The following is a 26228-nucleotide window of genomic DNA, read 5'->3' as shown; positions in this document are numbered from 1 at the left end:
CAGCGTTTTTACGACAGTCATGCGTCACCTGTTTGTTTTTATCTGTGACGAAATCGAACCCGACACGCTCGTGACGCGGCGGAGTGAACAAGGCGGATAGCCTTGAGGTTTGCGCTGTTGCACAGAGGGTCACAGTTAAAACGCGGCGCATTGTACACCTGTAACCCCCTGCTGCCAGACACCGCTGGATCAGCGCGTCGGTTGCCGGGATTGCCTGTGTCCGCCTCGAGGGTCTCGGGCGACTGCAAAAATTGAGTCAGACCTTTGCAGGTCATCGATAAGGGCAGCGGAAAAATCGCCCTTGGGGGAGAGATGGAGATGAGTCACGGCGTACATTGCGCCTCCTTCTTGTTATGCACCTGCACGACAGGCATGGGGCGCATCTCATCCTTCATACGCTGCTGAAACAAGCGCGCCAGAGCCCTTGAAGACCACGAACTCGCCGACTGACGGAAGGTTTTCCTTACAGACCTTTCCCTCGCGGCATTCCACGGGGTTTGAGAGCGCTTTTCGTAAGGTTTTATTGACAAGGCGTAACGTAAATTTTCCAAATCAGATCCATAAGCCCATTGACTGTAAATTGACGATAGGAAGCTTCCTAAGTAAATACCCGACTTAGTTTTCTGTTTTTTATTAAGAAAATTGGATTTCGAAAAACGGAATAAATAGTTCAAATGAAAATTGTTTAATTATTTTTTTGCATTCCAAAACCCTGTGAACTAGGTTTTCAGCGACTTGCCGAACTGCATCGTCCGGCACGTTGACGCGCTCTTCAACGAGTGAAAAGCACGCCGCTGTTCTTACCTAAAAGTCATCTAGGAGATTCACCATGCAAGCACTGGACAAAGACTTGGACACTGAACTGCAACTGGACGATTGGTTTGAAGCACCGACCCACGAAGCCGCCGTCGAAATGATGCAAGCCGACGCGGTTGTTCCGTTCGGCACGGCGATGTGGCCTCTGTAAGACATCCCGGCAGGCACGATCCGGCCGGTCGTGCCTGCCACTTTCTCGGTTTGTCAGGGAGGACTACATGGATAAGCAACGCGCCATCTCGCATTTCCTTTACTACCTCGAACATCACCCTGCCATTGCCGGTATCAATCCGGCGAAGGTCTTGCTCGGCCATACCGCTGATTACGAGGCGCACACCTGCGCCATCGCCGAACAGGCCGGTAACAGCCCACGGTTCAGCTTCAGCGCGATGCGTCTGGACCTCGAACCCACCGAGTTGCTGGCCCAGGCAATTACCGACAGCGATCTGTACATTTTTTTCTACGACTCTTCCACCCTACCCAACCCGCGTCCCGACGGCCCGGAGTTTGTCCGCGCGCTGCAGGGCGTAATGGCGCAGAACTGGAAGAAGTCATTGCTGTTCAAGGATTACGGCGATTACTTCTACGACACCTTCAGTGTCACCCCGCAGCGAATTGCCGGGTTGAACAGCCACTTGATCCAGCGCATGTCCCACGCCACCACCCTGAGCTTCAAAGATGATCATGGGTCGTGGTTCGAAACACCCTTGAGCAGTATCAAGAAGTGGACCGACATCAACGGTATCGGCAACTTCGATCTGGCGCCCGGCGAGATCGCTACTCATAGCGAGGCCATTAATGGCCGGGTGAAGTTTATGGGAACTTTCCTCAGTACGATTCCGTTTGCCCGCAAGTACGGCGTATTGGCGTCACCGCTGGAGTTGTGGATCGAGAACTCGACCATCAGCAAAATCGCCACCGATGTGCCGGGGCTGGAACATGACTTCAACAAGTACCTGGACGCCAATCCGTCCAATCGGCGAATCGAGGAATTGGGGATCGGCACCAACGAAGGCGTGAAAGATTTGTATGCGCGCAATGCCGGGTTCGAGGAGCGCCATTGCGGCTTGCACCTTGGGCTGGGCGGTGGCGCCAAGGGTAGCCATCATTTGGACCTGATCTTCTCCAGTGGCGTGTTGGCCCTGGATGATGACCCGCTGTTTGATCGGCGGTTTGTGTTCTGAACAACACCTGACCCTGTGGCGAGGGAGCTTGCTCCCGCTCGGCTGCGCAGCAGCCGCAAAACCTGCCGATGCGGTTTACCAGTCATAACGAGGTGAATGGTTCTGGGGCCGCTTCGCGACCCAGCGGGAGCAAGCTCCCTCGCCACAGGTTCACCTGCTTTCTGAAAACCGGTTTACCAGACCAAAAAAAACGCCATCCCGAGGGATGGCGTTTTTCATGCAGCGCTCACCGATTACTCAGGCTTGCGACGACCGAAGCCCGGACGCTGGCCGGAACCGGCTGGTGCGCCGCGGCGTTTGCCCGATGGCGCGTCACGGTCGACCAGGACGATGCCTGGACGTTTCTTCGGCGCCGGCTTGGCCGGGCGCTTGGTGTCGGCCGGGCGGTCTGCCACGGGCGTACCACGACCGGCAGGCGCACCGCGATCGCTGCGACCACCGGACGGCGCGCCACGGCCTTCGCCACGCTCAGTGCGACCGTTGGCCGGACGCGGCGTGCGTGGGCCGCGCTCGCCGTCCTGACGTGGTGCTGGCTTGCGGGCCGGGCGTTCGCCTTCGATCTGTGGCTCGCGGGATTCGCGCGGGCTGGCAGCGGTCGAACCCGCGGCTGGACGCAGGGTTCGCACGCGTTCGGTCTTGCCCACCGGACGGGACGATTTGCGCTGCATACGCTCAAGCTTGTCTTTGCTCTTGGCGTTCATTTGCGGCATCGCCACCGGGGTCAGGCCGACTTCAGCACTGAGAATGTCGACTTCGTACTGGCTCATTTCGCGCCAGCGGCCCATCGGCAGGTCGGAGTTGAGGAACACCGGACCGAAACGCACGCGCTTCAGGCGGCTGACCACCAGGCCCTGGGATTCCCACAGACGACGGACTTCGCGGTTACGACCTTCCATCACCACGCAGTGGTACCAGTGGTTGAAACCTTCGCCACCCGGAGCCTGTTTGATGTCGGTGAACTTGGCCGGACCGTCTTCGAGCACCACGCCTGCCTTCAGGCGTTCAATCATCTCGTCGTCGACTTCGCCACGTACACGTACCGCGTATTCACGGTCCATTTCGTAGGAGGGGTGCATCAGGCGGTTGGCCAATTCACCGTCGGTGGTGAACATCAGCAAACCGGTGGTGTTGATGTCCAGACGACCGATGTTGATCCAGCGACCTTCTTTCGGGCGCGGCATCTTGTCGAACACGGTCGGACGACCTTCAGGGTCGTTACGGGTGCAGATTTCACCGTCGGGTTTGTTGTACATGATCACGCGACGTACCGACTCGGCGGCTTCTTCGCGCTTGATCACCCGGCCATCGATGGTGATGGCGTCATGCAGGTCGACGCGCTGGCCGAGGGTGGCATCTTTGCCATTGACCTTGATGCGGCCGTGGCTGATCCAGGCTTCTACGTCACGGCGCGAGCCGACGCCGATACGGGCGAGGACTTTCTGCAGCTTTTCGCCTGCTGGGCCGATTTCCTGGTCGTCTTTCTGGTCGTTGATACTCATCTGGGCACCTCCCGGTGTGGTCTGTTCAGGCTTGTGCCTGAAGATGTGAAAGCTGGTCGTTTGACGAAGATCGCCAAAGGGCCGCGAATCATACGCTCATGGAGACGTTCGCGCATCAGAGACTAGCTGATCGACCGTCGGTTATTTGCTTTTGCGCCAAACGGTGGTGCCGAGTTTAATCAACCGGAGAACACGGAACCCTTGTGGGAGCGAGCCTGCTCGCGATGATGGCAGTACATTCAGCATCAAAGTGACTGATAGACCGCTATCGCGAGCAGGCTCGCTCCCACAGGATTCGGGTCAGTCGTCGAATTGGCGGCGTTCGTTTTCGATCGCTTCGGCGAGGGCCTTGGCTTCGGCTTCTTCGTCGCTCAGTTCGGGCTCGGGTTTCGGCTGTTCGAGCGCGGCGACGGCGGCCAGGAGCTTTTCGCGAGCCTCGGCGACACCAAGAATGTCGTCTTCCTGCTCTGGTTCTACTTCGGCGTCAGCCTCGACCTGAGGTTCAACTTCGGTTTCAGGCTCGGGTTGAACCGACTCTCCTTCCGTCTCGGTCACCATCCCATCGCGCAGCAAATCGTCGAAGTCGGTCTTGAGCCCCTCTTCCATGGTGTCCAGTTCCAGCAACAGAGTGTGGAAACTGGTTTCTTCCTTGGGTTCTTCCGGCTCGGCGCTGGCATCAGCCAATTCCTGCAGGCTGGCAGGCACGGGCGCGTCGTCAAAATCGAGCACAGGATCGGGTTCAAGTTCGCGCAGTTCGGCGAGCGGCGGCAGGTCGTCGAGATTCTTCAGGTTGAAGTGATCGAGAAACGCCTTGGTGGTGGCGAACATCGCCGGTTTGCCGGGTACGTCGCGGTAACCGACGATGCGGATCCACTCACGCTCCAGCAGGGTTTTCACGATGTGGCTGTTGACGGCCACGCCGCGCACGTCTTCGATCTCGCCCCGGGTGATCGGCTGGCGATAGGCGATCAGGGCCATGGTTTCGAGCATGGCACGGGAATAGCGTTGCGGCCGCTCTTCCCACAAACGTCCTACCCACGGCGCGAACTTTTCGCGGATCTGCAGGCGATACCCGGAGGCGACTTCCTTCAACTCGAAAGCACGACCATCGCAGGATTTGGCCAGAATCGTCAGCGCTTTCTTGAACACAGGGGGCTCGGGCCGCTCGCCTTCTTCGAAGAGTTCGAACAGGCGTTCAAGCGATTGCGGTTTTCCCGAGGCCAACAGAAAGGCTTCAAGCAGTGGCGCCAGCTCGCGGGGTTCAGTCAGGTTCATGATTCAACTCGTTATTCGGCTCGGGCCCGGACATGGATCGCCGCGAACGGCTCATTCTGCACCAGCTCGACCAAGGATTCCTTGACCAGTTCGAGGATCGCCATAAAGGTCACCACCACCCCCAGGCGCCCTTCTTCAGCGGTGAACAGCTCGACAAAGGGCACAAAACCGCCGCCCTTGAGCCGTTCCAGTACATCGCTCATGCGCTCGCGAGTGGACAGCGCTTCACGGCTGACCTGGTGGCTTTCGAACATGTCACCACGGCGCAAGACCTCGGCCATGGACATCAGCAACTCTTCCAGGCTCACATCCGGCAACAGTTTGCGCGCCCGGGCTTCCGGGGCGTCGAGCTTGGGCACCACCACGTCGCGGCCGACGCGGCTCAAGCCATCAATGCCTTCGGCTGCAGCCTTGAAGCGCTCGTATTCCTGCAAGCGGCGAATCAGCTCGGCGCGAGGATCGTCCTCTTCGTCTTCGATCGTCTCGGCACGGGGTAACAGCATCCGCGACTTGATCTCGGCGAGCATCGCGGCCATCACCAGGTACTCGGCGGCCAGCTCCAGGCGCACCGACTGCATCAACTCGACATAGCCCATGTACTGCCGGGTGATTTCCGCCACCGGGATGTCGAGGATGTTGATGTTCTGTTTGCGGATCAGGTACAGTAGCAAGTCGAGCGGGCCTTCGAAGGCCTCAAGAAAGACCTCGAGCGCATCCGGCGGGATGTACAAGTCCAGCGGCATTTCCATGACCGCCTGGCCATAGACCATGGCGAAAGGCAGTTCTTGCTGGGCGCCGGCCTGGCTGTCGACGGGTTCTACTGCAGACATCTAGGCCTCGGCCATGAAAGGCGCAGGGTCGCCGCAACCGACGCGGATGATTTCCGGTTCGCCGTCGGCGAGGCTGATCACGGTGGACGCCTTGATCCCGCCGAAACCGCCGTCGATGATCAGGTCCACCTGATGCTCAAGCAACTGGCGCATTTCGTAAGGATCGCTCAACGGGTCGGTGTCGCCGGGCATGATCAGGGTCACGCTCATCAGCGGCTCGCCGAGTTCTTCCAGCAATGCCAGGGCAATCGGATGGCTTGGCACACGCAGGCCGATGGTGCGTTTTTTCGGGTGCAACAACAGCCGCGGGACTTCGCGGGTGGCGTTGAGAATGAAGGTGTAAGGGCCAGGCAAGTGAGCCTTGAGCACACGGAAGGTGCCGGTGTCGATCTTGGCAAACAGCCCCAACTGCGACAGGTCGCTGCAAATCAGCGCGAAGTTGTGCTTCTCATCCAGCTGACGTAGCCGACGCACACGCTCCACGGCGTTTTTGTCGCCGATCTGGCAACCAATGGCGTAGGAAGAGTCTGTGGGATAAATCACCACCCCGCCGTTGCGGATGATCTCGACAGCCTGTTTGATCAGGCGCGCTTGCGGGTTTTCCGGATGAATCTGGAAAAATTGACTCACATTCTCTACCTGTTCAGACGACGGCAATAATTGGGTCATGTTTGAATCGACACCACAGTGGTGGCAGATCCTCCGGAACCGGGCGGTATTCACCGATCTCGGACCAGCCTCCAGGGCCATGAAAATCACTGCCGGCGCTGACCAGCAGACCAAACTCGCGGGCTAGAATCGCCAAACTGCCCACCTGCTCGGCGGGTTGATGGCCATTGACCACTTCTATCGCGTGGCCCCCTGCTTGAATATAGTCGGCAATCAGGCGACGACGCTTGCTGCGAGTGAAATCGTAGTGCCAGGGATGCGCCAGGCTGACCCAGGCACCCGCGGCGCGCAGGGTTGCGACGGTGTCCTCCAGGGTCGGCCAGTGTTGTTTGACGTCGCCCAGTTTGCCGGCGCCCAGCCATTTGCGGAACGCTTCGGCGCGATCCTTGACGAAACCTTCACGCACCATCCAGTCGGCGAAGTGCGGACGGGCCGGCGCGTTACCGCTGTCGCCCAGTTCCTGTTGAATGGCCCGAGCGCCGTCGAGCGCCCCCGGCATGCCTTTCAACGCCAACTTGCGGCTTATTTCTTCGGACCGTAACCAGCGACCATCGTGCAATGTTGCGATGGCCTCGACCAACGGCGGCGCCTTGACGTCGAAACCATAGCCCAAAACGTGAATGGTCGCCCCGCCCCAGGTGCAGGACAATTCGACGCCATTGACCAGTTGCATCCCCAGTGCCGTCGCGGCGCTACGGGCCTCGTCGAGGCCCTCAAGGGTGTCGTGATCGGTCAAGGCCAGGACTCGCACGCCTTTCTCGAACGCACGCGCAACCAGTACCGCAGGCGCGAGGGCGCCGTCGGAAGCCGTGCTATGGCAGTGCAAATCAACATTCACAGGACTGTGTAACCTCAAATCAGCTGACGCTATCGCGCGTCAATATGTTTGTTATTATGCCGCCACATCCTGCTTCTGGCTGCCACTGTGAAACAATTCATCGACTTCATCCCGCTTCTGCTGTTTTTCATCGTCTTCAAAATCGATCCACGGGTCGTCGATATTGGCGGTTATCAACTGTCTGTCGGTGGTATTTACAGCGCCACCGCCGTGCTGATCATCAGCTCCCTGGTGGTTTACGGCACGCTGTTCATCAAGCAGCGCAAGCTGGAGAAGAGCCAGTGGCTGACCCTCATCGCCTGCCTGGTCTTCGGTAGCCTGACCCTGGCGTTCCACAGCGAGACGTTCCTGAAATGGAAAGCCCCGGTGGTCAACTGGCTGTTCGCCCTCGGGTTCATCGGCAGCCACTTCATCGGTGACCAACTGCTGATCAAACGCATCATGGGCCACGCACTGACCCTGCCAGAGCCGGTCTGGACCCGTCTGAACATCGCCTGGATCGGGTTTTTCCTGTTTTGCGGCGCCGCCAACCTGTTTGTTGCGTTCACCTTCCAGAGCTACTGGGTCGACTTCAAAGTCTTCGGCAGCCTGGGCATGACGTTGCTGTTCCTGGTCGCCCAGGGCATTTACCTGTCCCGCCACCTGCACGACGCCGATACCACCACGCCAAAAACCGAGGACTGACATGCTTTACGCAATCATTGCCACAGACGTCGCCAACTCCCTGCAAGCCCGCCTGGCCGCACGGCCTGCGCACCTTGAGCGCCTGCAAGTGCTTAAAGGCGAAGGTCGTATCGTACTGGCCGGCCCGCACCCGGCCGTCGACAGCAATGATCCGGGCGCGGCGGGTTTCACCGGCAGCCTGATCGTTGCCGAATTCGATTCCTTGAGCGCAGCCCAAGCCTGGGCCGACGCCGATCCGTACATCGCCGCAGGCGTCTACGCCAACGTTTTGGTCAAGCCGTTCAAGCAAGTCCTGCCATAAAGCCCTCCCGCGCGATGAACCTTGTCGGTTCATCGCGCGTTCAATCGCTCATTATTCTCGTTTACCGGCCGACAACCTGCCCAATACTCGTATTGGAATCAGGAGTTGCGATGCGCAAAGGTCCGTTGTGTCTGATGTTGGTGACGTTGTCGATCATGGCGCCCGCCCACGGTGAAGAAAGCGCCGATGTTGGCAATTCCACGCCGCTGTCCTTGAGTGCCGGCAGCCAGATCACCGAGTTGCAGCAGCGCTTGAAGGCAAGCGAGCAGCAACGAGAAGCACTGAGCAAACAATTGCAAAATACCGATGGCGAACGCGAAAGCGCTCAGTTGAGCCGGTTGCGCCAAGAGAATCAGCGCCTGAAGCTGCAACTCAAGGAAATCCAGGCCAGCCCGCTGCCACGTCTGCTGACAGATCAGCAACAGTGGTTCGTGATCGGGGCCGGGGTAGCGCTATTGGCGCTGCTCTGCGGTATCTTCGCCAGTGGTGCACGTAGAAAACGTCGGCAATGGCTAAATTGAGTGAGTCATGAGCGAGCTGTTATTAATTGATGATGACCAGGAGCTGTGTGAGCTCCTGAGTAGTTGGCTGAGCCAGGAAGGCTTTCAGGTCCGCGCCTGCCACGATGGCCAGAGCGCGCGCCGGGCGTTGGCCGAAACGTCCCCGGCGGCCGTGGTGCTGGACGTGATGCTGCCAGACGGCAGTGGCCTGGAACTGCTCAAGCAACTGCGCAGCGACCATCCGGATTTGCCAGTGCTGATGCTGTCGGCCCGTGGTGAACCGCTGGACCGCATTCTCGGCCTGGAACTCGGTGCCGATGATTATCTGGCCAAACCGTGCGACCCACGAGAGCTGACAGCCCGTCTGCGCGCAGTGTTGCGCCGCAGTCATCCGACGGCAGTTTCCAGCCAGCTCGAATTGGGTGACTTGTGCTTCAGCCCGGTGCGTGGCGTGGTCAGCATCGATGAACAGGAATTCACCCTCACCGTCTCCGAAAGCCGTCTGCTCGAAGCCCTGCTCAAGCAGCCCGGCGAACCACTGGATAAACAGGAACTGGCACAAATCGCCCTCGGTCGCAAACTGACCCTGTACGACCGCAGCCTGGACATGCACGTGAGCAACCTGCGCAAAAAAATCGGCCCGCACCCCGACGGTCGCCCACGCATCGTGGCCCTGCGCAGTCGCGGTTACTACTACAGCCTCTGAATCCAAGCACGACCTGCGATCCCCTGTAGGAGCTGCCGCAGGCTGCGATCTTTTGATCTTGATCTTGATCTTGATCTTGGCCGGTAAAGCAAAATCAAAAGATCGCAGCCTTCGGCAGCTCCTACGTCGCACCGTGGTACATCGTGGAATTGTCAGGAAGGTAGAAAATCGTCTTTACCCAAGCTTTACGCTCCGCTGACCGCCGCTGACCTTGATCTGCGTAATCTGCACACATCCGGAACGTACCGGGAACGAGACAAGGAGATACACCATGCGCAAGACTCTTATCGCTCTGATGTTTGCTGCCGCCCTGCCGACCGTTGCCATGGCCATGCCTGAAGGCGCAGGTCCCATGGGTGACCACATGGACGGCTCACGCCACGGCGGTCAGATGCACGGCATGCACGGTAAAGGCCCTTACAGCCAACTGGACCTGAGCCGCGAACAGCGCGAGCAAATCCGCAAGATCATGGGCGAGCAGATGCATGAGCGTCAGCAACTGGTCGACAAGTACCTGGAAAAACTCTCGCCAGCCGATCAGAAAGCCCTGAAAGACGAGATGGTGGCCAAGCACAAGAAAGCCGAAGCCGACGTTCGCGCACTGCTGAAACCGGATCAACAGAAGCAATTCGACGAGATCCAGAAGAAAAAGGCTGAGCGTCGCGCTGAATGGGCCGAGTTCAAGGCCTGGAAAGCGCAGCAAGCGCAAAAAGCGCAATAATGCGCTAACCCCGGACCCGACGGCTAACCCGTTGGGTCTGTTGCCACTCAGTCTAATGTGGGAGCGGGCTTGCTCGCGAAGGCGGTGTGTCAGGTAAAGCATTTGCTGACTGACACACCGCCTTCGCGAGCAAGCCCGCTCCCACAAGGATTTGTGCTTGTTTGAGGATTTTCTGTGCGCTCATTGTTCTGGCGTATTCTAGCCAGCTTCTGGCTGGCCATCGCTCTGGTTGCAGGGCTTTCCATTCTGCTCGGGCACATGCTCAACCAGGACGCGTGGATTCTCAGTCGCCACCCGGGCCTCAACACCTTGGCCGAACAGTGGACGCAAACCTACGAAAGCCAGGGAGAAGAAGCCGCCCAGGACATTCTGGAACAGCGCAAGCGTCAGTATCACATCAACGTTCAAGTGCTCAACGAGGCAGGTGACCCGGTGGTACGCGGTACCTTTCCACGGCGGGCGGCGGCCTTCGAAGCACGACAGAACAACGATGATCGACGCCTGCCATGGCGGCGTCTGACCGATGAATACACCAGCGCCAAGACAGGCGACACCTATCTGCTGATCTATCGCGTCCCGCACCCGGAACTGGACGCCTGGCACCGCGAAAGCCTGCTCTGGCCGTTGAGTGCACTGGGCATCGCACTGGTGGTGTTGACTCTGTTCAGCTTGCTGGTGACCTTTTCCATCACGCGACCACTGAGCCGTTTACGAAGCGCCGTGCATGACCTGGGGCAGACAACGTATCAACAAAACAGCCTGGCGAAACTGGCCAACCGCCGCGATGAATTCGGTGTGCTGGCCAACGACTTCAATCGCATGGGCGCACGCCTGCAAAGCCTGATCGGCAGCCAGCGGCAATTACTGCGGGACGTGTCTCACGAGTTGCGTTCACCTCTGGCCCGACTGCGCATTGCCTTGGCGCTGGCCGAGCGGGCCAACCCTGAGGAGCGGGAAAAACTCTGGCCACGCCTGACCCGTGAATGCGATCGACTGGAAGCGTTGATCAGCGAAATCCTGGTACTGGCACGCGTCGATGCCGACAACGCCAGTGCCGAAGAAGTCGATCTAAACGCGCTGCTCACTACCCTGCAAAAAGACGCTCAGTTGGGCTCGCCCGAGCAGAACGTGCACCTTGAGGTCGAGCCACAACTGAACCTCAAAGGCTGGCCGACCATGATCGAGCGTGCCGTGGACAACCTGCTACGCAATGCCCAGCGCTTTAACCCGGTCGGGCAACCGATTGAAATGCAGGCGTCTCGCCAGGGCGACAGGATTGTCGTCAGCGTGCGCGATCACGGTCCCGGCGTAGAAACCGAGCATTTGAATCAGCTGGCTGAACCGTTCTATCGGGCACCGGGGCAAACAGCGGCCGGGCATGGCCTCGGGCTGGCCATTGCGCGTCGTGCGGCGGAGCGCCATGGCGGCAGTCTGGTGCTGGCCAATCATCCGGAGGGCGGGTTTGTTGCCAGTCTGGAATTGCCGTTGGTGCCGGGGGCTTTGGTGCAGCCATAAGTGCAGTGGTGATGCAAAAAGATCGCAGCCTCGTTTCACTCGACAGCTCCTACACAGCTCCTACAGATGTACATATATCCCTGTAGGAGCTGTCGAGTGAAACGAGGCTGCGATCTTTTGATCTTCAGGCCTTACCGGGCCAGGCGCTAACAAACTCGGTCAAATCAACTTTCTCCGCCACCCGCGGTTCTTTCTGCGGCGTGCCCAGGTAAAGAAACGCAATCACCTCTTCCCCTTCCGCCAATCCCAAACCTTTGGCCACATGCGCCGAATAAGCCAACTCACCGGTGCGCCACACCGCGCCAATGCCTTGCGCATAAGCGGCCAGCAAAATCCCGTGAGCCGCACAACCGGCCGCCAACAGTTGCTCGGACTTGGGATACTTGGCGTGGTCCTGCAATCGGGCAATCACCACAACCACCAGCGGCGCACGCAGCGGGCCGTTGCGCGCCTTGTCCAGCAAGGCTTCGGACACATCACTGTCTTGCAGCTTCGCCGCCTCGGCCAGCAACTCGCCCATCTGCTCGCGCGCCGTGCCTTCGACTGTCAGGAAGCGCCACGGCTGCAAGTGGCCATGGTCTGGCGCGCGCATCGCGGCGGCAAACAGCACTTCGCGCTGCTCGGCAGTGGGTGCCGGATCGAGCAGTCGTGGGACGGAAACACGGTTGAGCAAAGCGTCGAGAGCCTGCATCGGCCACCTCCTGTAGAAAATGTTTGGCTATTCTAGCGTCAACTGTCGCGACGGCGTCGGTTTACATGCCCTGCCCCGCAGGTAGAATGGCGCCCTTCCCTACTATCAGCCCGAGCGGACTTCATGGCGTTGCCGACCTTACGGATCATTGGTTTCATCATCGGCATCTTCCTGATCACGCTGGCCATCGCCATGGTTGTACCCATGGCCACCCTGGTGATCTTCGAACGCACCAGCGACCTGCCGTCGTTCCTCTGGGCGAGCATGATCACCTTTGTCGCCGGCCTGGCCCTGGTGATACCCGGGCGCCCCGAGCACATCCATCTGCGTCCGCGAGACATGTACCTGCTGACCGTCAGTAGCTGGCTGGTGGTATGCATCTTCGCCGCCCTGCCGTTCCTGCTGACCCAGCACATCAGCTACACCGACTCATTCTTCGAAAGCATGTCCGGCATTACCGCCACTGGAGCGACGGTGCTCAACGGCCTGGACAACATGTCCCCCGGCATCCTGATGTGGCGTTCATTGCTGCACTGGATTGGTGGCATCGGTTTTATCGGCATGGCGGTAGCGATTCTGCCCTTGTTGCGCATCGGTGGCATGCGGCTGTTTCAGACCGAGTCGTCGGACCGTTCCGAAAAAGTCATGCCCCGTTCGCACATGGTTGCGCGTTTGATCGTTGCGGCCTACGTCGGCATCACCATTTTCGGCAGCCTGGCGTTCTGGTGGGCCGGGATGAGTCCGTTCGATGCGATCAACCACGCGATGTCGGCGATTTCCACCGGTGGTTTCTCGACCTCCGACCAGTCTTTGGCCAAGTGGCCGGAGCCTGCTGTACATTGGGTCGCGATCGTCATCATGATTCTCGGTGCCCTGCCGTTCACCCTGTATGTCGCCACGTTACGCGGTAACCGTCGGGCACTGATCAAGGATGAACAGGTTCAAGGGCTGCTCGGTATGTTGCTGGTGACCTGGCTGGTGCTCGGCACCTGGTACTGGTGGACTACCCAGCTGCATTGGCTGGAAGCCTTGCGGCATGTGGCGCTGAACGTGACGTCGGTGGTGACCACCACCGGTTTTGCACTGGGGGATTACAGCCTCTGGGGCAACTTCTCACTGATGCTGTTCTTTTATCTGGGGTTTGTTGGCGGCTGCTCGGGTTCGACCGCTGGCGGGATCAAGATTTTTCGCTTCCAGGTTGCCTACATTCTGCTCAAGGCCAACCTTAACCAGTTGATTCACCCGCGCGCGGTGATCAAGCAGAAATACAACGGCCACCGTCTCGACGAAGAGATCGTGCGCTCGATCCTGACCTTTTCGTTCTTCTTCGCCATCACCATTTGTGTCATCGCACTGCTGCTGTCGCTACTGGGCGTGGACTGGATGACCGCACTGACCGGCGCGGCCGCCACGGTGTCTGGCGTAGGCCCGGGGCTTGGCGAAACGATTGGCCCGGCGGGTAACTTCGCCAGCCTGCCGGATGCAGCGAAGTGGATTCTCTCGTTCGGTATGCTGCTGGGCCGGCTGGAGATCATTACCGTGTTTGTCCTGTGCATCCCGGCGTTCTGGCGTCACTAATCCGCATGGGCGCTTCCATCAGCCGCGTCCGGTATTCGCCGGGCGTGGAATCGAACCAGCGTCGGAAGGCGCGGAAGAAGTTGCTCGGATCGGCAAACCCCAGCAGGTAGGCAATTTCCAGCAGGGTCATGTTCGGTTGCGCCAGGTATTGCTCGGCCAGTTCACGTCGGGTGTCATCCAGCAAGGTCTGAAAACTCGTGCCCTCTTCCTGCAAGCGCCGCTGCAAGGTGCGTTGCGACAAGTGCAGCGTCTGGGCCACCGTATCACGCTTGGGTTCACCCTGGGGCAGCAGACGACATAACACCTGCCGTGCCTTGTGGGTCACGCGGCTCTCGGAAAACCGCGCCAGGTACTCGCCGGCAAACCGGTCGTGCAGCCGCGCCATGGCCTCGTTGGCGGTGGGTAGCGGTGCCTCCATGTCGGCGCGCTCGAAGATCAAGGCGTCATAAGGCGCGTTGAACATCAACGGGGCATGAAAGGCTTGTTTATAAGGTTCAAGATCAACAGGGTTAGCGCCTTGCAGCAAGACCTTGCGCGGCTGCAGCGTACGGCCGGTCAGCCAGCCGCAAAGTGCCAGGGCGCAGGCCATTGATGCTTCGGCACTCTGTCGGGTCGGCGGCAGGTGGTCGCCATGGACCGTCAGAATCAGCGCATACCCCTCATCCAGCAATCGGAAACTCAGGTCAGCACTTTCGGCGATGATTCGCTGATAACGCACCAGACGTTGAAAGCCTTCAGCCAGGGTCTGGCTGGACATCAACGCATAACCGGCGACATGGAACGAGGCCGGTCGCACCACCTTCCCCATGTTCAGGCCGATCGCCGGGTTGCCGGACAGCTCGACCGCGCGCTGCCAGAGCCGCGTCATGGAATCTTGCGGGAAGCGCGCATCCGGGTCATCCAGTGCCGCATAGTCGAGCCCTAGCTGCTTGAACAGAACCCGGCAATCCAGGCCGTCCATTTCCAGTGCTTTGACAATCCCCATCGCCCAGCTTGCAGAAGTCGTTCGTTCGCTCATGGCGGTTTACTACGTAATGGCCGCATGCCACGACCCAATACCCAAGGATACTAAAGTGGCGCCTATTGTCACTGGCTGATACCAATGATCACTCTAGACTTAAATAAGCTATCCGCAGAACAACTTGTCGGGTGCACAGCCACCACAGAGATTGCAGTCGTGGAAAACATCAAGCGCTTCAATAGCTTCGCTGAGTTTTACCCGTATTACCTCAGCGAACATCGCAACAGCACCTGTCGACGATTGCACTTTGTCGGCACCTCTCTGGTTATTTTCATTCTGGCGCTGACCATCGGCAACAGCGCCTGGTGGATGTTGCTGGCCCTGCCGCTGGCCGGTTATAGCTTTGCCTGGGTCGGGCATTTCTACTTCGAGAGGAATCGCCCTGCCACCTTCCAGCATCCTCTTTACAGCCTGCTCGGCGATTTCGTCATGTACCGCGACATGATTCTGGGTCGCGTGCCGTTCTAGGGCCACAAAAGCGTCTTGTGTAGCCAATGCAGCGTTGGATCCAAGTCCTACACTCAACACATCCCTTTCGATCAGAACAAGAGGATAGACGATGAATGCCCATGCCCGTTTTACCCATATGCAGGACGGCACACAGGAAGACTGGGCGATCATCGCCGCAGATTTCAGCGCCTATGCCCGGCAATTGCCCAAACGGATCGTGGCGCACCTGAAGTTACTGGAGGGGGATTTCGGCGGTTTCCCGGTGGATCGTCTGACCCACTCCCTGCAAACCGCCACCCGCGCCTGGCGCGATGGTCGCGACGAAGAATATGTGGTCTGCGCCCTGCTCCATGACATCGGCGACACGCTGGGCTCCTACAATCACCCGGACATCGCCGCGGCGATCCTCAAGCCGTTCGTCAACGCCGAGAACCTGTGGATGGTAGAAAAACACGGGATCTTCCAGGGTTATTACTTCTTTCATCACTTGGGCATGGATCGGCATTTGCGCGAGCAATTCAGCGGTCATCCGCAGTATCAGGCGACCATCGAATTTTGCGCCCGGTACGATGCGGCGGCGTTTGATCCAGCGTACGACACGCTGCCGCTGAGCTTCTTCGAGCCGATGGTGGAACGGCTGTTTGCGCAGCCGAAGAATTCGATTTACAAGGCGGCGATGGAAGAACATTCGCCGGCCTAAGATCAAAAGATCGCAGCCTTCGGCAGCTCCTACAAGGAAACGCGAACCCCTGTAGGAGCTGCCGAAGGCTGCGATCTTTTGATTTTGCTTTGTCTTTTATACCGGCTCGGCGACCTTCACCGCCTTCAACTCAGCCTCCCGCGCCTGGGCATCGGCCAACCGATACAGCTCGATCGAGCCATCCCAATGCTCGATCAGTGCCGTGCACGACTCCACCCAATCCCCACAATTGAGGTAATCCACCTCGCCGACCTTGCGAATCTCGGCATGGTGAATGTGCCCGCACACCACACCGTGCAACTCGCGTTTGACGCATTCGTGGGCGATGGCTTCTTCAAAATCGCTGATGAAGCTGACGGCTGTCTTGACCTTGTGCTTGAGGTACGCCGACAACGACCAGTAGCCGTAGCCATAACGGGCACGCCAATGGTTGAGCCAGCGGTTGAGCGTCAGGGTGAATTCGTAGGCCGAGTCGCCGAGAAACGCCAACCAGCGATGGTAACGGGTGATCACGTCGAACTGGTCGCCGTGAATCACCAGCAGATGACGGCCATCGGCGGTCACATGCACGGCTTCGTCCACCAGCTGGATATTGCCCAGCATCAGCTTCGAATAACGGCGCAGGAATTCGTCATGGTTGCCGGTGACGTAGATCACTTCTGTGCCGCGCTTGCTCATGGTCAGCAGGCGACGAATCACATTGGTATGCGCTTGCGGCCAATACATGCCGCTGCGCAGCTTCCAGCCATCGATGATGTCGCCGACCAGGTAGACCTTGTCCGCGTGGTAGCCCTTGAGAAATTGCGACAGGTGTTCGGCCTGGCAGTCCCGGGTGCCCAAATGCACATCGGAAATCCACAAGGTCCGCACACGTTGCTTACGGCTGGGTTTGGCGAGCTCGGCGCTGGTCATGGGCAACCCTCAGAACAAGTTTTGGCAAGCTTGCGCCGGTCGGGTGAATTGCCCATGACAGTGGCAAGTCAGTCTTGTGACAGCGCGAGTCGGGCCGCACCCGGTGTAGACTGGCGACCTGCACAGGAGACCTGCGATGAGACCGATCCTCACGCTACGCCAGTACACCCACGACCTGATCGTCCACAGCCACGACCACGCGCAACTGGTGTTCGGGCTGTCGGGCGCGCTGGACTTCGAGGTCGAAGGGCGTGGTAGTCAGGTGGTGCAGCAGAGTTTCGTGGTGGTGCCGTCGGGGGCGCATCATGCCTGTGACAGCGCCCATGGCAGTCGTTGCCTGGTACTGGATGTGCCGAGCGACCAGTGGGTTTCGCAGTCCCTTGGCGATCACGCCGAAGCCAGTCGCCGCTTGCTCGACAATGCCGGGCGCCTGTCGCTGGACGCCGGGCAAAGCCAACTGGTGAGTTGGCTGGCAGGCAGTCAGATCAAAGATCCGCTGATTGCGCAGCAAGGCGCGGTGCTGTTGCTGGCCAGCCTGAACAACGCCAAACCCGACAGTGTGGGCGGTCGGCGCCTGCCCTATGCGGCGCTGAATGCGCACATCGATCAATACGCGGCCTATCCACTGCAAGTCGCCGATCTGGCGCGCATTGCCGGGCTGTCCAGTGCGCGGTTGCATGCGCGGTTCGTGGCGGAATGCGGGCAAACGCCGATGGACTACATTCGCAGTCGTCGGCTGCACATTGCCGTGGGCCTGTTGCGCGATTCAGCGCTGCCCATTGGCGAGATCGCCTGTCGGGTCGGCTACAGCTCGCAGAGTGCGTTCGCCGCGGCAATGCTGCGTGAGTTCGGAGCCTCGCCCGGTAAATTGCGCCGCGAGGCTGGCGACAAATGACGCGAGTCTGGCGACAGACATAACCGGCCCGGCACGATTCAATTACAGGGGCCGATGGTTGTCGGCTGGATTCGATACGCTTTATCAAGGAATGCAATGACTCCCCGTACCGCCCTTGGCGCTCTGCATATCGGTGCACTGATGTTCGGCCTGACCGGTGTATTCGGCAAACTCGCCGCCGCTTCGCCGGCCATCATCGTGTTCGGCCGTGCCGCGTTTGCTGTCCTCGCCCTGGCGTTTTTCGCACGGTTCGCAAGCGGTACCCGTTGGCAGAAACTCGACGCCGTGGACCTGCGTCGACTGCTGCTCAGTGGCTTGCTGCTGACCGGACACTGGGTGAGTTTCTTTATCGCGGTGAAGGTCGCCGGGGTGGCAATCGCGACACTGGGGTTTGCCAGTTTCCCGGCATTTACCGTGATCCTCGAAGGGCTGATCTTCCGCGAGCGCATCCGCGCCAATGAAATCCTGCTGGTGGTGCTGGTCAGCATCGGATTGGTGCTGGTCACACCGGATTTCGATCTGGCCAGCGGCGCCACCACTGGCCTGTTGTGGGCGGTGGCTTCCGGCTTGTTGTTCGCCCTGCTGTCCCTGACCAACCGCGCCAGCTCCGGACGAATTCCGCCGGTGCAGGCTGCACTGTGTCAGAACGTAGTGGTAGCGATCTGTCTGCTGCCGGTGGCGGTACCGCAGTTGAGCGAAGTGCGCGCCATCGACTGGTTGTGGATCGGGCTGCTCGGGGTGTTCTGCACCGGCGTCGCCCACAGCCTGTTCGTCGCCAGCCTGGCGGTGATCAAAGCCCGGACCGCGTCAGTGGTGTTTGCTCTGGAGCCGGTTTACGGCATCACCCTGGCCTGGTTGTTGTTCGATGAAAATCCGACCCTGCGCATGTTGATTGGCGGCGCGCTGATCATCGTGGCCATCGTGGCTTCCAGCCGATTGTCCGGCAGTTCTAGCAAGAACGCCGCGGCGGTAGAAGCCGCGTCTCACTGAGGGCGGTCGTTGTGGCCCAGGTCGCGGTCCGGATCGATCTGATCGCGAACCCGCTGCTTGAGCACCTTGGCCTCGGGAAAACCACCGTCGGCCTTGCGCTCCCAGAGCTGCACATCGTCACAGAAAATGTGAAAAACCCCGCCGGTGCCGGGCACCAGAGATACTTTGCCCAGATCGTCGCCGAAGGTACTGAGCAGTTCCTGGGCCAGCCAGGCAGCGCGCAACAGCCATTGGCATTGCGTGCAATAGGTGATGACGATTTCCGGTTTGCGTGCGGTCATGATTGGCAAAACTCCTGGGCCTAGGGGCGTCGCCATGATAAACCGCATAACCGAAAAGATCGCAGCCTCGTTGCACTCGACAGCTCCTACAGGGATATGTGTACATCTGTAGGAGCTGTCGAGTGCAACGAGGCTGCGATCTTTTGATCTTCAGCGAATACCGGCCAACAGCGTCCGGGCCGTTTCCTTGAGCGGTTCGTCACCTTCCTTGAGTAACTCGTTAAGCAGCTCGATGGCGCTGTCCAGATCGCCGTCGTCGATGCAGGTCTGGGCCTGTTCGAGTTTGCCCGCGCTGCTCGGCCCGGCCGGTTCAAGATCCATCAACTCAGCACTCAGCGGCTCAAGCTCCAGCGGCTGGCCGGGGTCGCTGAACTCGTTGAGAAAGGTCTCGTCCAGCGATTGAGCGTCTGGTTCGGCGATCCATTCAAGCTCGGGCTCGTCCAGCGTCGGCTCCTCGGGCATTTCGAAAACATCGGGCAACACGTGCAGGTTCGAGGTGAACCCGGGCTCGTCTGCCTGCGCTGGCTCATTCGAGGGTTTGGCGCTGGATGATGAGTTTTCGAAGGGGCTGATCAGGTCCCAGTTCGAATCCATCGACAGGTCATCGAGGTTCAACTGGAATTCATCGCTCGGTGCCGTTTCAGGGATTGCAGGGGTGGGAGGAACCACTGCCACGGCGGCGATCACCGGTGCGGCGCTGATCAGTTTCGGATGGCGGGCGCGGATGTCCTGAAGTTGCTGTGCATCGAACCCGGCGTCTCGCAGGCTGCTTTCCTGTGCATCATAAGCTTGCACGTCGCCCTGTTTACCAAGGACCTCCAACAGCTGCACGGCCAGATCGGTGCGCTGGGGTTCCCTGGCCAACGCGTCTCGCAACAAACCGGCCGCCTCGGACAAACGGCCATACGCCAGATAGATACCCACCCCTTCCAGCACGTCGCCTGCGGGAGTCTCTTCGACCGATCCGGCTAGCGGTTGCGGCTGGGACGCCGGCCTGATCGGTTCTTCCGTGCGGTGGGGCACCGGTTCATGACGCAACGGCTGCACAGGTAACGGCTCGGCCTGGACCTGAGCCTGAGCCTGAGCCTGAGCCTGAGCCTGAGCCTGCTGTCGTTGGCGGCGAATGTAGACAGCGAGCGATAGCAATACCACCAGAGCCAGCAACCCGATGATCAGCAGCCACGGAGTCGGTTCAGATTCCTCTTCTACAACGGGCGCAGGTGCCGTCACCTGGGGCACGACCGGCTCTACCGGTGCCTGTTTGACTTCCGCCAATTGGGTTTGCAGCTCGATCACCTGCTTTTTCTGCCCGGCGATCTGCTCGTCCTGAGCCTGAAGCTTGGCATTGAGTTCATCGATGGTCTTTTGCAACTGTTGGTTCTGCAGCACGCTGGCGGCCAGCTGTTCGGCAACAGCATCATTCCCAGGCACGGCAGCTGGTTTATCGATATCAGGCTTGGGCGTCGCCGCCTTCGCAGCAGGTGGCGGTGCAACAGCCGGTTCGACGGACGGGAACGCGGAAGACTGAGGGCGCGGCGCGGGGTCGTCGTTGACGGGAACAATTCCCGGTGACCCCGGAGGATCGATCAGCACTGTGTACTCACGCAGCAAACGCCCGTTGGGCTGATTGAGCTGCACCAGAAAATTCAGGAAGGGTTCATTGACCGGTTTGCTGGAGGTTACGCGGATCAGGCTGCGGTTGCCCCGCAGGATCGGTGTGAACTTCAGGTCGTTGAGGAAGAACACCCGCTCAACACCGGCGCGGCTGAACTCGTCCGCCGTCGCCAGGCTGACCGATAGCTCGCCCTCCGCCAGGCCGCCAGCGTCCACCAAAGCAATGTCGGCATTGAACGGCTGATTCAACGCCGAATGCTGGGTGATCTCACCCAACCCGAGCGCAGGGGCCAATGCCGAGTAAGTGACAGCACCACCGACCAGCAGCAGCCTGGTGCAACACCGCAATACAACGAGCCAACTCTCGAGCATGAGCATCCCTTAGATAACCTGAACCAACCTGTACGTATTCGCACATCCGGTACGAACACGATATTGCCTAGTAGTTCTTTATAGTCTGCCCAACGGGGTATCTCAAAAGTCTGGCGCGTGGTTATGCCTCAAGATTTTTCCAGGTTACCCAGGATGTGCCCGTGGACTCGCATGCAGACTTTCAAATCCGCCTCATCAACGCCTTCGAACAGTTCGTGGCGCAATTGAGTGGCAATGGTTTCAATTTGTTCGATCAAGGGCCGGGCCGGGGCACAGAGGACGATTTTTTTTGCCCGACGATCTTCCAGCACGGATTGGCGTTGCACCAGGCCCTGACTTTCAAGGCTGTCGAGCAGTCGGGCCAGAGTGGGCCCTTCGACGCCGACGCTTTGCGCCAGTTCGCGTTGGGTGGGGGCAGTCTCGAAACGTGCCAAATGCAGTAGCACCAGCCAGCGCGCCTGGGACAGACCCAGGCCAGCCAATCGGCGGTCCAGTTCGGCACGCCAGCCCCGAGACATCTGGGCCAGTTGCATGCCAAAGCGGTGTTGATCGGTTAACGGCATAAAACACTCATGGTTAGACTGAAAATAGAGAAAAGCTAATTATTAGTCAGCTAAGCATGACCTTTGGCTATAGGCAAGGCTTGCTCCTGTACTGAATCGTTACATCTATGCCGCAGGTCATTCAGACTTCGAATTCCGACTGCAGGGCGGCACGAACGCAATACAAAACGCCTTCTGGAACTCTTCCCGCGAACAGCGCGGCAATCTCTGATACCGATGGCAACTCGCCCTCGCCGTCGAGGAAAGCGTCCTGAACTTCGCCCATCAACTCTTCAGGCAGGTCCAGCGCCTGTTCCAGTGACAGCTGCTGCTTGCCGATGGCCTCGGCAAGCATTGTGTAAACGTTCTTTTCCGAGCATTGCAGCTGACCGGCGATCTGCAGCGGAGTCATGCCGGCCCGGGCCAGCGTGATCAACTCGTGACGCACATCTGCCACCACTTTCGGCGCCTCGACCTGGCCGCCGAGCACTTCGAGGAAGGCCTCGCCGTAACGTTCCAGTTTGCGCGCGCCGACACCGCTGACCGTGGCCATTTGCGCCAGCGAAGTTGGCTGGCTGCGGAGCATTTCCAGCAGCGTCGAGTCGGGGAAGATGACGTACGGCGGCACGCCATGCTCTTCGGCCAGTTTGCGACGCAGGGCACGCAAGGCTTCCCACTGTTCGCGTTCTTCACCGCGAACCAGTTGGCTGGCCTGGCTCTTGCTGCTTTTGGCGGTGGTTTGCGGCTTGAGGTCGCGGCGCAGTTCCAGGGTCACTTCGCCCTTGAGCAATGGCCGGCAGGTATCGCTCAGGCGCAGGCCGCCGTAGCCTTCGAGGTCGATGTCCGCCAGACCACGGGCAACAAGTTGTCGGAACAAGGAGCGCCATTCGCTCTCCCCCATCGCTTTGCCTACGCCGTATACCGACAAATGCTGATGACCGAAGCTGCGGACCTTTTCGTTGTCCTTGCCCAGTAGCACGTCGACCAGATGACCGACGCCATAACGCTGACCGGTGCGGTAGATCGCCGACAGCGCCTGACGGGCCGGCTCGGTGGCGTCCCAGGTCTGCACGCCGTCGACGCAGTTGTCGCAGTGGCCGCAGGGCTCGGGCATGTCTTCGTCGAAGTACGCGAGCAGGGTCTGGCGGCGGCAGCGGGTTTCTTCGCAGAGCGAAAGCATGGCGTCGAGCTTATGCTGCTCCAGACGCTTGTGGCGCTCGTCGCCTTCGGAGTTTTGCAGCATCTGCTTGAGCATCACCACGTCTTGCAGGCCGTACGCCATCCAGGCATCCGCCGGCAGGCCGTCACGACCGCCGCGACCGGTTTCCTGGTAATAGGCCTCAAGGGACTTCGGCAAATCGAGGTGCGCGACAAAACGTACGTTAGGCTTGTCGATGCCCATGCCGAACGCCACGGTGGCGACCATGATCAGCCCTTCCTCGTTGAGGAAGCGCTTCTGGTGATGGGCCCGCGTGTCGTTGGGCAGTCCGGCATGGTATGGCAGTGCCGGGAAACCTTGCTCGCTGAGGAACACCGCCACTTCATCAACCTTCTTGCGCGACAGGCAGTAAACAATGCCGGCGTCGCTGCGCCGCTCGGCGAGGAACGCCAGCAACTGCTTGCGCGGCTGTTCCTTGGGCACGATGCGATAGAAAATATTGGGGCGGTCGAAACTCGAGAGGAAACGCTCGGCATCCTGCAAATGCAGGCGATCGACGATTTCTTCGCGGGTGCGCTTGTCGGCCGTGGCGGTCAGGGCAATGCGCGGGACGCTGGGGAACAATTCCGCCAATTGGCCCAGTTGCAGGTATTCCCGACGGAAATCGTGACCCCATTGGGACACGCAGTGCGCTTCGTCGATGGCGAACAAGGCGATTTCAAGGCTTTGCAGGAAGGCCAGCATGCGTGGCTGAACCAGGCGCTCGGGCGCCAGGTAGAGCATTTTCACCTCACCGCGCTTGATCCGCGCCGCCAGATCACGCTGTTGCTCAGCGCTCAGCGTGGAGTTCAATGCCGCCGCGGCGACACCCAGCTCTTCGAGGGTCGCGACCTGATCGTCCATCAGCGCGATCAGCGGCGATACCACCACCGCCAGGCCTTCGCGCAGCAGTGCCGGCACCTGGAAGCACAAGGACTTGCCGCCCCCGGTAGGCATCAGCACCAGGGCATCGCCGCCACTGGCCACGCGCTCAATGATTGCACCCTGACGGCCACGGAAACTGTCGTAGCCGAAGATGTCCTTGAGGACGCGTTGAGCCTGTTCGAGCATAAAAACTCCAAAAATCACCGAAACATCCCTGCAAGGCTGGTTCAGAATCATGAAAGCTGCACCGACAAATCGTAAGTGCGCATTGCATGACGCTGCATATCTCAGCCGTGACGCCAGCAGGGCATCACAAAACGCGCGAGTATACCCGAGCCCTCCCCTGCAAAGGGCGCCACTGATAAGACGCGCATTGCGCAAACTGACACGCCCCCTCTGTAGGAGCTGCCGAAGGCTGCGATCTTTTGATCTTGATTTTCGGCGAGACTGAAATGGTTGAAGATCAAAAGATCGCAGCCTTCGGCAGCTCCTACACGGGCGCGCGGTGTGCCCGGGCTGCAAATACACCGCGCGGCTGGCCCAAGCGCTCAAGAAGGCCTAGAATTCCCGCATCGTATATTCCCCAAGGTAGCCCTTTAATGTCCTTCGCTGAGCAACTAACCCGCCTGCAAGTCTTCCTCGACGCCGACGAGCTGCATGACGAGGCGCTGGACTACGTGGCCGCCCACGGCTACCTCACCGCGCTGTCGATCTGTTCCGAGAGCGTTCCCGACCGTGAATGGATCGACGCGCTCTTCGCCGAAGAGCCGCATTACGCCGACGACACCGAGCGTGAAGCGATCGAATCCACCCTGCTGCTGCTCAAGGCGCACATCGCCCGCCAACTGGCGTCCGACGAAGAGTTCGAGCTGCCATGCGAGCTCGATCTGGGCGACGACCCGGACGATTCCGACCTGCGCGGCTGGTGCATCGGTTTCATGGAAGGCGTGTTCCTGCGCGAAGCGGCCTGGTTCGAAACCGCCGAAGACGAAGTCAGCGAAATGCTGCTGCCGATCATGGTCGGTTCGGGTCTGTTCGACGAACAGCCTGAATTCTCCGACATCGCGGCCGACGCCAACCTGATGGACGACATGATCGTGCAGATCCCGGAAGCCCTGACCGCGCTGTACCTGCTGTGCAACGCGCCAGACGAGAAACCGGCGATTCTCAAGCCACGTCACCACTAAGGTTTTGCCTATGGACAACCCCATAGGCAACCGCCCCCTGATGTTGCGCTACGTGCTGCTGGCCATCGGCTGGCTGAGCGTAGCGTTGGGGGTGATCGGGATTTTCCTGCCGGTGCTGCCCACCACACCGTTCCTGTTGCTGGCGGCCGCCTGTTTCGCCCGCAGCTCGCCGCGTTTCTATCAGTGGCTGGTGGAACATCCACGGCTTGGGCCGTGGGTCCGCGACTACCTGAGCGGCAATGGCATTCCCCTCAAGGGCAAGGTCTACGCCATCGGCTTGATGTGGGCGAGCATCCTGCTTTCCTGCTACCTGGTGCCCCTGCCTTGGGCGCGCGGGTTCATGCTGACCAGTGCAGTGCTGGTGACGGTTTATATCCTCAAGCAGAAAACCCTGCATAGACCCTGATCCTTCTGCAATGAAGGACTTCTGTGGCGAGGGGGCTTGCTCCCGCTGGGTTGCGAAGCGACCCCAAACCCTGCGACCCAATTTTTTCTGACACACCGCATGAGCTAGTTTTACGACTGCTGCGCAGCCGAGCGGGAGCAAGCTCCCTCGCCACAATAAGCAAACTGCTGACGTCCTTTCGTCCGACGACCTGCCCTACCCCGCCCAAATCAACGCCTAGACTTCAGACATCTGCACTCGAGCAGCCAGACATGTCCCGCAGTCCGCGTAGCCCAGGATGGTCAACGCTCCGACTTCGGTTCGGCGGATGGCTGCTGCTGATGAGTTTTCTGCTGGTCGGGTTGGGCAGTGTCCGGGCCGACCGGGATTTTGCGCAGATTCTGCAAACGGCTGAAAAACGCTACGGCCCCCTTGGCCCGGCTCGGGGGCGGATCGAGGCCTGGAGTCAATTGCTGCAAAGCGAACTGAACCAGCCTGAGCGCGAACAACTGAACGCGGTTAATCGCTTCTTCAATCAACAACTGAATTTTCAGGATGACATGCGCATTTGGCGTCAGACTGATTACTGGGCCACGCCGGTGGAATCCTTGATCAAAGCCGCTGGTGACTGTGAAGACTACGCCCTGGCGAAATATTTCAGCCTGCGTCACCTCGGAATTCCCAGCGAGAAACTGCGCATCACCTACGTCAAGGCCCTGAACCAGAATCAGGCGCACATGGTGTTGACCTTCTACGGCAGCCCCACAGCCGATCCGCTGGTGCTGGATAACCTGATCGGCGAGATCCGCCCCGCGTCCCAACGCAAAGACCTGCTGCCGGTGTATGCCTTCAACGCCGAAGGTCTGTACTTGCCGGGAGCCCATGGCGGCAAACGCAGCAGCGACTCGAAAAAACTGTCGCGCTGGCAAGACGTGCTGCAAAAGATGCAAATCGAAGGGTTCACCGTGGGCGAAGGCTAGCCGCTACAG

The 26228-nt window shown here is 59.6% G+C and carries 28 protein-coding genes; 16 read left to right on the top strand and 12 right to left on the bottom strand.

Annotated features, from left to right (window positions below; translation table 11 throughout):
* Nucleotides 1-829 precede the first annotated feature (829 nt).
* Together ACZ89R_RS26165 and ACZ89R_RS26160 are read left to right on the top strand one after the other, a co-directional pair.
* Entirely contained in the window at nucleotides 830-967 is a 138-nt protein-coding gene (locus ACZ89R_RS26165; RefSeq protein WP_007938535.1) for a hypothetical protein, read from the top strand.
* A gap of 67 nt (nucleotides 968-1034) precedes the next feature.
* Nucleotides 1035-2000 (top strand): M29 family metallopeptidase, encoded by a 966-nt coding sequence (locus ACZ89R_RS26160; RefSeq protein ID WP_123495976.1) that lies wholly within the window; start codon nucleotides 1035-1037, stop codon nucleotides 1998-2000.
* A gap of 233 nt (nucleotides 2001-2233) precedes the next feature.
* On the opposite strand, the gene rluB is transcribed toward ACZ89R_RS26160, so the two are convergent.
* The 5 genes from rluB to ACZ89R_RS26135 form a co-directional block, all read right to left on the bottom strand.
* Nucleotides 2234-3499: a 23S rRNA pseudouridine(2605) synthase RluB gene (rluB, locus tag ACZ89R_RS26155; RefSeq protein WP_008074896.1), complete on the bottom strand. Its 1266-nt coding sequence runs from the start codon at nucleotides 3497-3499 to the stop codon at nucleotides 2234-2236.
* A 300-nt stretch (nucleotides 3500-3799) separates the two neighbouring features.
* Nucleotides 3800-4774 carry an SMC-Scp complex subunit ScpB gene (gene scpB, locus ACZ89R_RS26150; protein ID WP_429547642.1) on the bottom strand — a complete coding sequence of 325 codons (975 nt, stop codon included), beginning with the start codon at nucleotides 4772-4774 and terminating at the stop codon, nucleotides 3800-3802.
* Between the two features lie 11 nt (nucleotides 4775-4785).
* Nucleotides 4786-5544 carry a segregation and condensation protein A gene (locus ACZ89R_RS26145; RefSeq protein ID WP_253548957.1) on the bottom strand — a complete coding sequence of 253 codons (759 nt, stop codon included), beginning with the start codon at nucleotides 5542-5544 and terminating at the stop codon, nucleotides 4786-4788.
* A gap of 60 nt (nucleotides 5545-5604) precedes the next feature.
* Nucleotides 5605-6234, bottom strand: a complete 630-nt coding sequence (locus ACZ89R_RS26140) for an L-threonylcarbamoyladenylate synthase (protein WP_123495970.1) — start codon at nucleotides 6232-6234, stop codon at nucleotides 5605-5607.
* Nucleotides 6235-6247: 13 nt separating this feature from the next.
* Nucleotides 6248-7111, bottom strand: a complete 864-nt coding sequence (locus ACZ89R_RS26135; RefSeq protein ID WP_429547643.1) for a PHP domain-containing protein — start codon at nucleotides 7109-7111, stop codon at nucleotides 6248-6250.
* An 87-nt stretch (nucleotides 7112-7198) separates the two neighbouring features.
* Between ACZ89R_RS26135 and ACZ89R_RS26130 the strand changes: the two genes are divergently transcribed.
* From ACZ89R_RS26130 to ACZ89R_RS26105, 6 genes are all read left to right on the top strand, one after another.
* Nucleotides 7199-7795 (top strand): septation protein A, encoded by a 597-nt coding sequence (locus ACZ89R_RS26130; RefSeq protein ID WP_123495966.1) that lies wholly within the window; start codon nucleotides 7199-7201, stop codon nucleotides 7793-7795.
* A 1-nt stretch (nucleotide 7796) separates the two neighbouring features.
* Nucleotides 7797-8096 (top strand): YciI family protein, encoded by a 300-nt coding sequence (locus ACZ89R_RS26125; RefSeq protein WP_008074905.1) that lies wholly within the window; start codon nucleotides 7797-7799, stop codon nucleotides 8094-8096.
* Between the two features lie 110 nt (nucleotides 8097-8206).
* A complete protein-coding gene (locus tag ACZ89R_RS26120) occupies nucleotides 8207-8617 on the top strand; it encodes an SH3 domain-containing protein (RefSeq protein WP_429377547.1) in 411 nt (136 codons plus the stop codon).
* A 7-nt stretch (nucleotides 8618-8624) separates the two neighbouring features.
* Nucleotides 8625-9302 carry a response regulator transcription factor gene (locus tag ACZ89R_RS26115; protein WP_008010984.1) on the top strand — a complete coding sequence of 226 codons (678 nt, stop codon included), beginning with the start codon at nucleotides 8625-8627 and terminating at the stop codon, nucleotides 9300-9302.
* Nucleotides 9303-9573: 271 nt separating this feature from the next.
* Nucleotides 9574-10023, top strand: coding sequence for a Spy/CpxP family protein refolding chaperone (locus tag ACZ89R_RS26110; RefSeq protein WP_429547644.1), 450 nt, complete (start codon nucleotides 9574-9576; stop codon nucleotides 10021-10023).
* 174 nt (nucleotides 10024-10197) lie between these two features.
* The gene (locus ACZ89R_RS26105) at nucleotides 10198-11538 is read left to right on the top strand and encodes a sensor histidine kinase (protein WP_429547645.1); all 1341 of its coding nucleotides are present in this window, start codon (nucleotides 10198-10200) and stop codon (nucleotides 11536-11538) included.
* Nucleotides 11539-11662: 124 nt separating this feature from the next.
* On the opposite strand, the gene ACZ89R_RS26100 is transcribed toward ACZ89R_RS26105, so the two are convergent.
* A complete protein-coding gene (locus ACZ89R_RS26100) occupies nucleotides 11663-12229 on the bottom strand; it encodes an NAD(P)H nitroreductase (RefSeq protein WP_429547646.1) in 567 nt (188 codons plus the stop codon).
* A gap of 123 nt (nucleotides 12230-12352) precedes the next feature.
* Between ACZ89R_RS26100 and ACZ89R_RS26095 the strand changes: the two genes are divergently transcribed.
* A complete protein-coding gene (locus ACZ89R_RS26095; protein ID WP_429547647.1) occupies nucleotides 12353-13807 on the top strand; it encodes a TrkH family potassium uptake protein in 1455 nt (484 codons plus the stop codon).
* Here the strand turns inward: ACZ89R_RS26095 and ACZ89R_RS26090 are convergent.
* Nucleotides 13764-14825, bottom strand: coding sequence for an AraC family transcriptional regulator (locus tag ACZ89R_RS26090; RefSeq protein WP_429547648.1), 1062 nt, complete (start codon nucleotides 14823-14825; stop codon nucleotides 13764-13766). The genes ACZ89R_RS26095 and ACZ89R_RS26090 overlap by 44 nt on opposite strands.
* Nucleotides 14826-14984: 159 nt before the next feature.
* Here ACZ89R_RS26090 and ACZ89R_RS26085 point away from each other — a divergent pair, with 159 nt between their 5' ends.
* Both ACZ89R_RS26085 and ACZ89R_RS26080 read left to right on the top strand, forming a co-directional pair.
* Nucleotides 14985-15296 (top strand): Mpo1-like protein, encoded by a 312-nt coding sequence (locus ACZ89R_RS26085; protein WP_429547649.1) that lies wholly within the window; start codon nucleotides 14985-14987, stop codon nucleotides 15294-15296.
* Between the two features lie 91 nt (nucleotides 15297-15387).
* A complete protein-coding gene (locus tag ACZ89R_RS26080) occupies nucleotides 15388-15978 on the top strand; it encodes an HD domain-containing protein (protein WP_429547650.1) in 591 nt (196 codons plus the stop codon).
* A gap of 96 nt (nucleotides 15979-16074) precedes the next feature.
* Here the strand turns inward: ACZ89R_RS26080 and ACZ89R_RS26075 are convergent, their stop codons facing one another.
* On the bottom strand, nucleotides 16075-16890 hold the full coding sequence (locus ACZ89R_RS26075) for a UDP-2,3-diacylglucosamine diphosphatase (protein ID WP_429547651.1): 816 nt from the start codon (nucleotides 16888-16890) through the stop codon (nucleotides 16075-16077).
* Between the two features lie 136 nt (nucleotides 16891-17026).
* Here ACZ89R_RS26075 and ACZ89R_RS26070 point away from each other — a divergent pair, with 136 nt between their 5' ends.
* Nucleotides 17027-17785, top strand: coding sequence for a helix-turn-helix transcriptional regulator (locus ACZ89R_RS26070; RefSeq protein WP_429547652.1), 759 nt, complete (start codon nucleotides 17027-17029; stop codon nucleotides 17783-17785).
* Nucleotides 17786-17881: 96 nt separating this feature from the next.
* Nucleotides 17882-18775, top strand: coding sequence for a DMT family transporter (locus tag ACZ89R_RS26065; protein ID WP_429547653.1), 894 nt, complete (start codon nucleotides 17882-17884; stop codon nucleotides 18773-18775).
* Here the strand turns inward: ACZ89R_RS26065 and ACZ89R_RS26060 are convergent.
* From ACZ89R_RS26060 to recQ, 4 genes are all read right to left on the bottom strand, one after another.
* Nucleotides 18769-19056 carry an Rdx family protein gene (locus ACZ89R_RS26060; RefSeq protein ID WP_192345668.1) on the bottom strand — a complete coding sequence of 96 codons (288 nt, stop codon included), beginning with the start codon at nucleotides 19054-19056 and terminating at the stop codon, nucleotides 18769-18771. The genes ACZ89R_RS26065 and ACZ89R_RS26060 overlap by 7 nt on opposite strands.
* Before the next feature lie 150 nt (nucleotides 19057-19206).
* Nucleotides 19207-21042: a motility hub landmark protein FimV gene (locus tag ACZ89R_RS26055; protein ID WP_429547654.1), complete on the bottom strand. Its 1836-nt coding sequence runs from the start codon at nucleotides 21040-21042 to the stop codon at nucleotides 19207-19209.
* A gap of 128 nt (nucleotides 21043-21170) precedes the next feature.
* Nucleotides 21171-21605, bottom strand: coding sequence for a MarR family transcriptional regulator (locus tag ACZ89R_RS26050; RefSeq protein ID WP_008074924.1), 435 nt, complete (start codon nucleotides 21603-21605; stop codon nucleotides 21171-21173).
* A 121-nt stretch (nucleotides 21606-21726) separates the two neighbouring features.
* Entirely contained in the window at nucleotides 21727-23853 is a 2127-nt protein-coding gene (gene recQ, locus ACZ89R_RS26045) for a DNA helicase RecQ (RefSeq protein ID WP_218394144.1), read from the bottom strand.
* A 413-nt stretch (nucleotides 23854-24266) separates the two neighbouring features.
* Between recQ and ACZ89R_RS26040 the strand changes: the two genes are divergently transcribed.
* The 3 genes from ACZ89R_RS26040 to lapG all read left to right on the top strand — a co-directional run bounded on the left by ACZ89R_RS26040 (nucleotide 24267) and on the right by lapG (nucleotide 26219).
* Complete coding sequence (locus ACZ89R_RS26040; protein ID WP_205887150.1) at nucleotides 24267-24854, top strand: UPF0149 family protein; 588 nt, start codon at nucleotides 24267-24269, stop codon at nucleotides 24852-24854.
* Between the two features lie 10 nt (nucleotides 24855-24864).
* Nucleotides 24865-25260, top strand: a complete 396-nt coding sequence (locus ACZ89R_RS26035) for a YbaN family protein (protein WP_429547655.1) — start codon at nucleotides 24865-24867, stop codon at nucleotides 25258-25260.
* A gap of 251 nt (nucleotides 25261-25511) precedes the next feature.
* Nucleotides 25512-26219 carry a cysteine protease LapG gene (gene lapG, locus ACZ89R_RS26030; RefSeq protein ID WP_429547656.1) on the top strand — a complete coding sequence of 236 codons (708 nt, stop codon included), beginning with the start codon at nucleotides 25512-25514 and terminating at the stop codon, nucleotides 26217-26219.
* Nucleotides 26220-26228: the final 9 nt, after the last annotated feature.

The sequence above is a fragment of the Pseudomonas sp. TE3728 genome, assembly GCF_056279145.1.
The sequence above is the reverse complement of the archived record's forward strand: the minus strand, read 5'-3'. Positions and strand labels throughout refer to the sequence as shown.

Bases quoted from the DNA above. Each gene is read 5' to 3' on its own strand.
- lapG (WP_429547656.1), top strand. From the start codon at position 25,512: ATGTCCCGCAGTCCGCGTAGCCCAGGATGGTCAACGCTCCGACTTCGG.
- ACZ89R_RS26110 (WP_429547644.1), top strand. From the start codon at position 9,574: ATGCGCAAGACTCTTATCGCTCTGATGTTTGCTGCCGCCCTGCCGACC.
- scpB (WP_429547642.1), bottom strand. From the start codon at position 4,774: ATGAACCTGACTGAACCCCGCGAGCTGGCGCCACTGCTTGAAGCCTTT.
- ACZ89R_RS26060 (WP_192345668.1), bottom strand. From the start codon at position 19,056: ATGACCGCACGCAAACCGGAAATCGTCATCACCTATTGCACGCAATGC.
- ACZ89R_RS26075 (WP_429547651.1), bottom strand. From the start codon at position 16,890: ATGACCAGCGCCGAGCTCGCCAAACCCAGCCGTAAGCAACGTGTGCGG.
- ACZ89R_RS26160 (WP_123495976.1), top strand. From the start codon at position 1,035: ATGGATAAGCAACGCGCCATCTCGCATTTCCTTTACTACCTCGAACAT.
- ACZ89R_RS26145 (WP_253548957.1), bottom strand. From the start codon at position 5,544: ATGGTCTATGGCCAGGCGGTCATGGAAATGCCGCTGGACTTGTACATC.
- ACZ89R_RS26090 (WP_429547648.1), bottom strand. From the start codon at position 14,825: ATGAGCGAACGAACGACTTCTGCAAGCTGGGCGATGGGGATTGTCAAA.
- ACZ89R_RS26115 (WP_008010984.1), top strand. From the start codon at position 8,625: ATGAGCGAGCTGTTATTAATTGATGATGACCAGGAGCTGTGTGAGCTC.
- ACZ89R_RS26100 (WP_429547646.1), bottom strand. From the start codon at position 12,229: ATGCAGGCTCTCGACGCTTTGCTCAACCGTGTTTCCGTCCCACGACTG.
- ACZ89R_RS26040 (WP_205887150.1), top strand. From the start codon at position 24,267: ATGTCCTTCGCTGAGCAACTAACCCGCCTGCAAGTCTTCCTCGACGCC.
- ACZ89R_RS26165 (WP_007938535.1), top strand. From the start codon at position 830: ATGCAAGCACTGGACAAAGACTTGGACACTGAACTGCAACTGGACGAT.
- rluB (WP_008074896.1), bottom strand. From the start codon at position 3,499: ATGAGTATCAACGACCAGAAAGACGACCAGGAAATCGGCCCAGCAGGC.
- ACZ89R_RS26120 (WP_429377547.1), top strand. From the start codon at position 8,207: ATGCGCAAAGGTCCGTTGTGTCTGATGTTGGTGACGTTGTCGATCATG.
- ACZ89R_RS26095 (WP_429547647.1), top strand. From the start codon at position 12,353: ATGGCGTTGCCGACCTTACGGATCATTGGTTTCATCATCGGCATCTTC.
- ACZ89R_RS26050 (WP_008074924.1), bottom strand. From the start codon at position 21,605: ATGCCGTTAACCGATCAACACCGCTTTGGCATGCAACTGGCCCAGATG.
- ACZ89R_RS26080 (WP_429547650.1), top strand. From the start codon at position 15,388: ATGAATGCCCATGCCCGTTTTACCCATATGCAGGACGGCACACAGGAA.
- ACZ89R_RS26055 (WP_429547654.1), bottom strand. From the start codon at position 21,042: ATGCTCGAGAGTTGGCTCGTTGTATTGCGGTGTTGCACCAGGCTGCTG.
- ACZ89R_RS26035 (WP_429547655.1), top strand. From the start codon at position 24,865: ATGGACAACCCCATAGGCAACCGCCCCCTGATGTTGCGCTACGTGCTG.
- recQ (WP_218394144.1), bottom strand. From the start codon at position 23,853: ATGCTCGAACAGGCTCAACGCGTCCTCAAGGACATCTTCGGCTACGAC.
- ACZ89R_RS26125 (WP_008074905.1), top strand. From the start codon at position 7,797: ATGCTTTACGCAATCATTGCCACAGACGTCGCCAACTCCCTGCAAGCC.
- ACZ89R_RS26065 (WP_429547653.1), top strand. From the start codon at position 17,882: ATGACTCCCCGTACCGCCCTTGGCGCTCTGCATATCGGTGCACTGATG.
- ACZ89R_RS26070 (WP_429547652.1), top strand. From the start codon at position 17,027: ATGAGACCGATCCTCACGCTACGCCAGTACACCCACGACCTGATCGTC.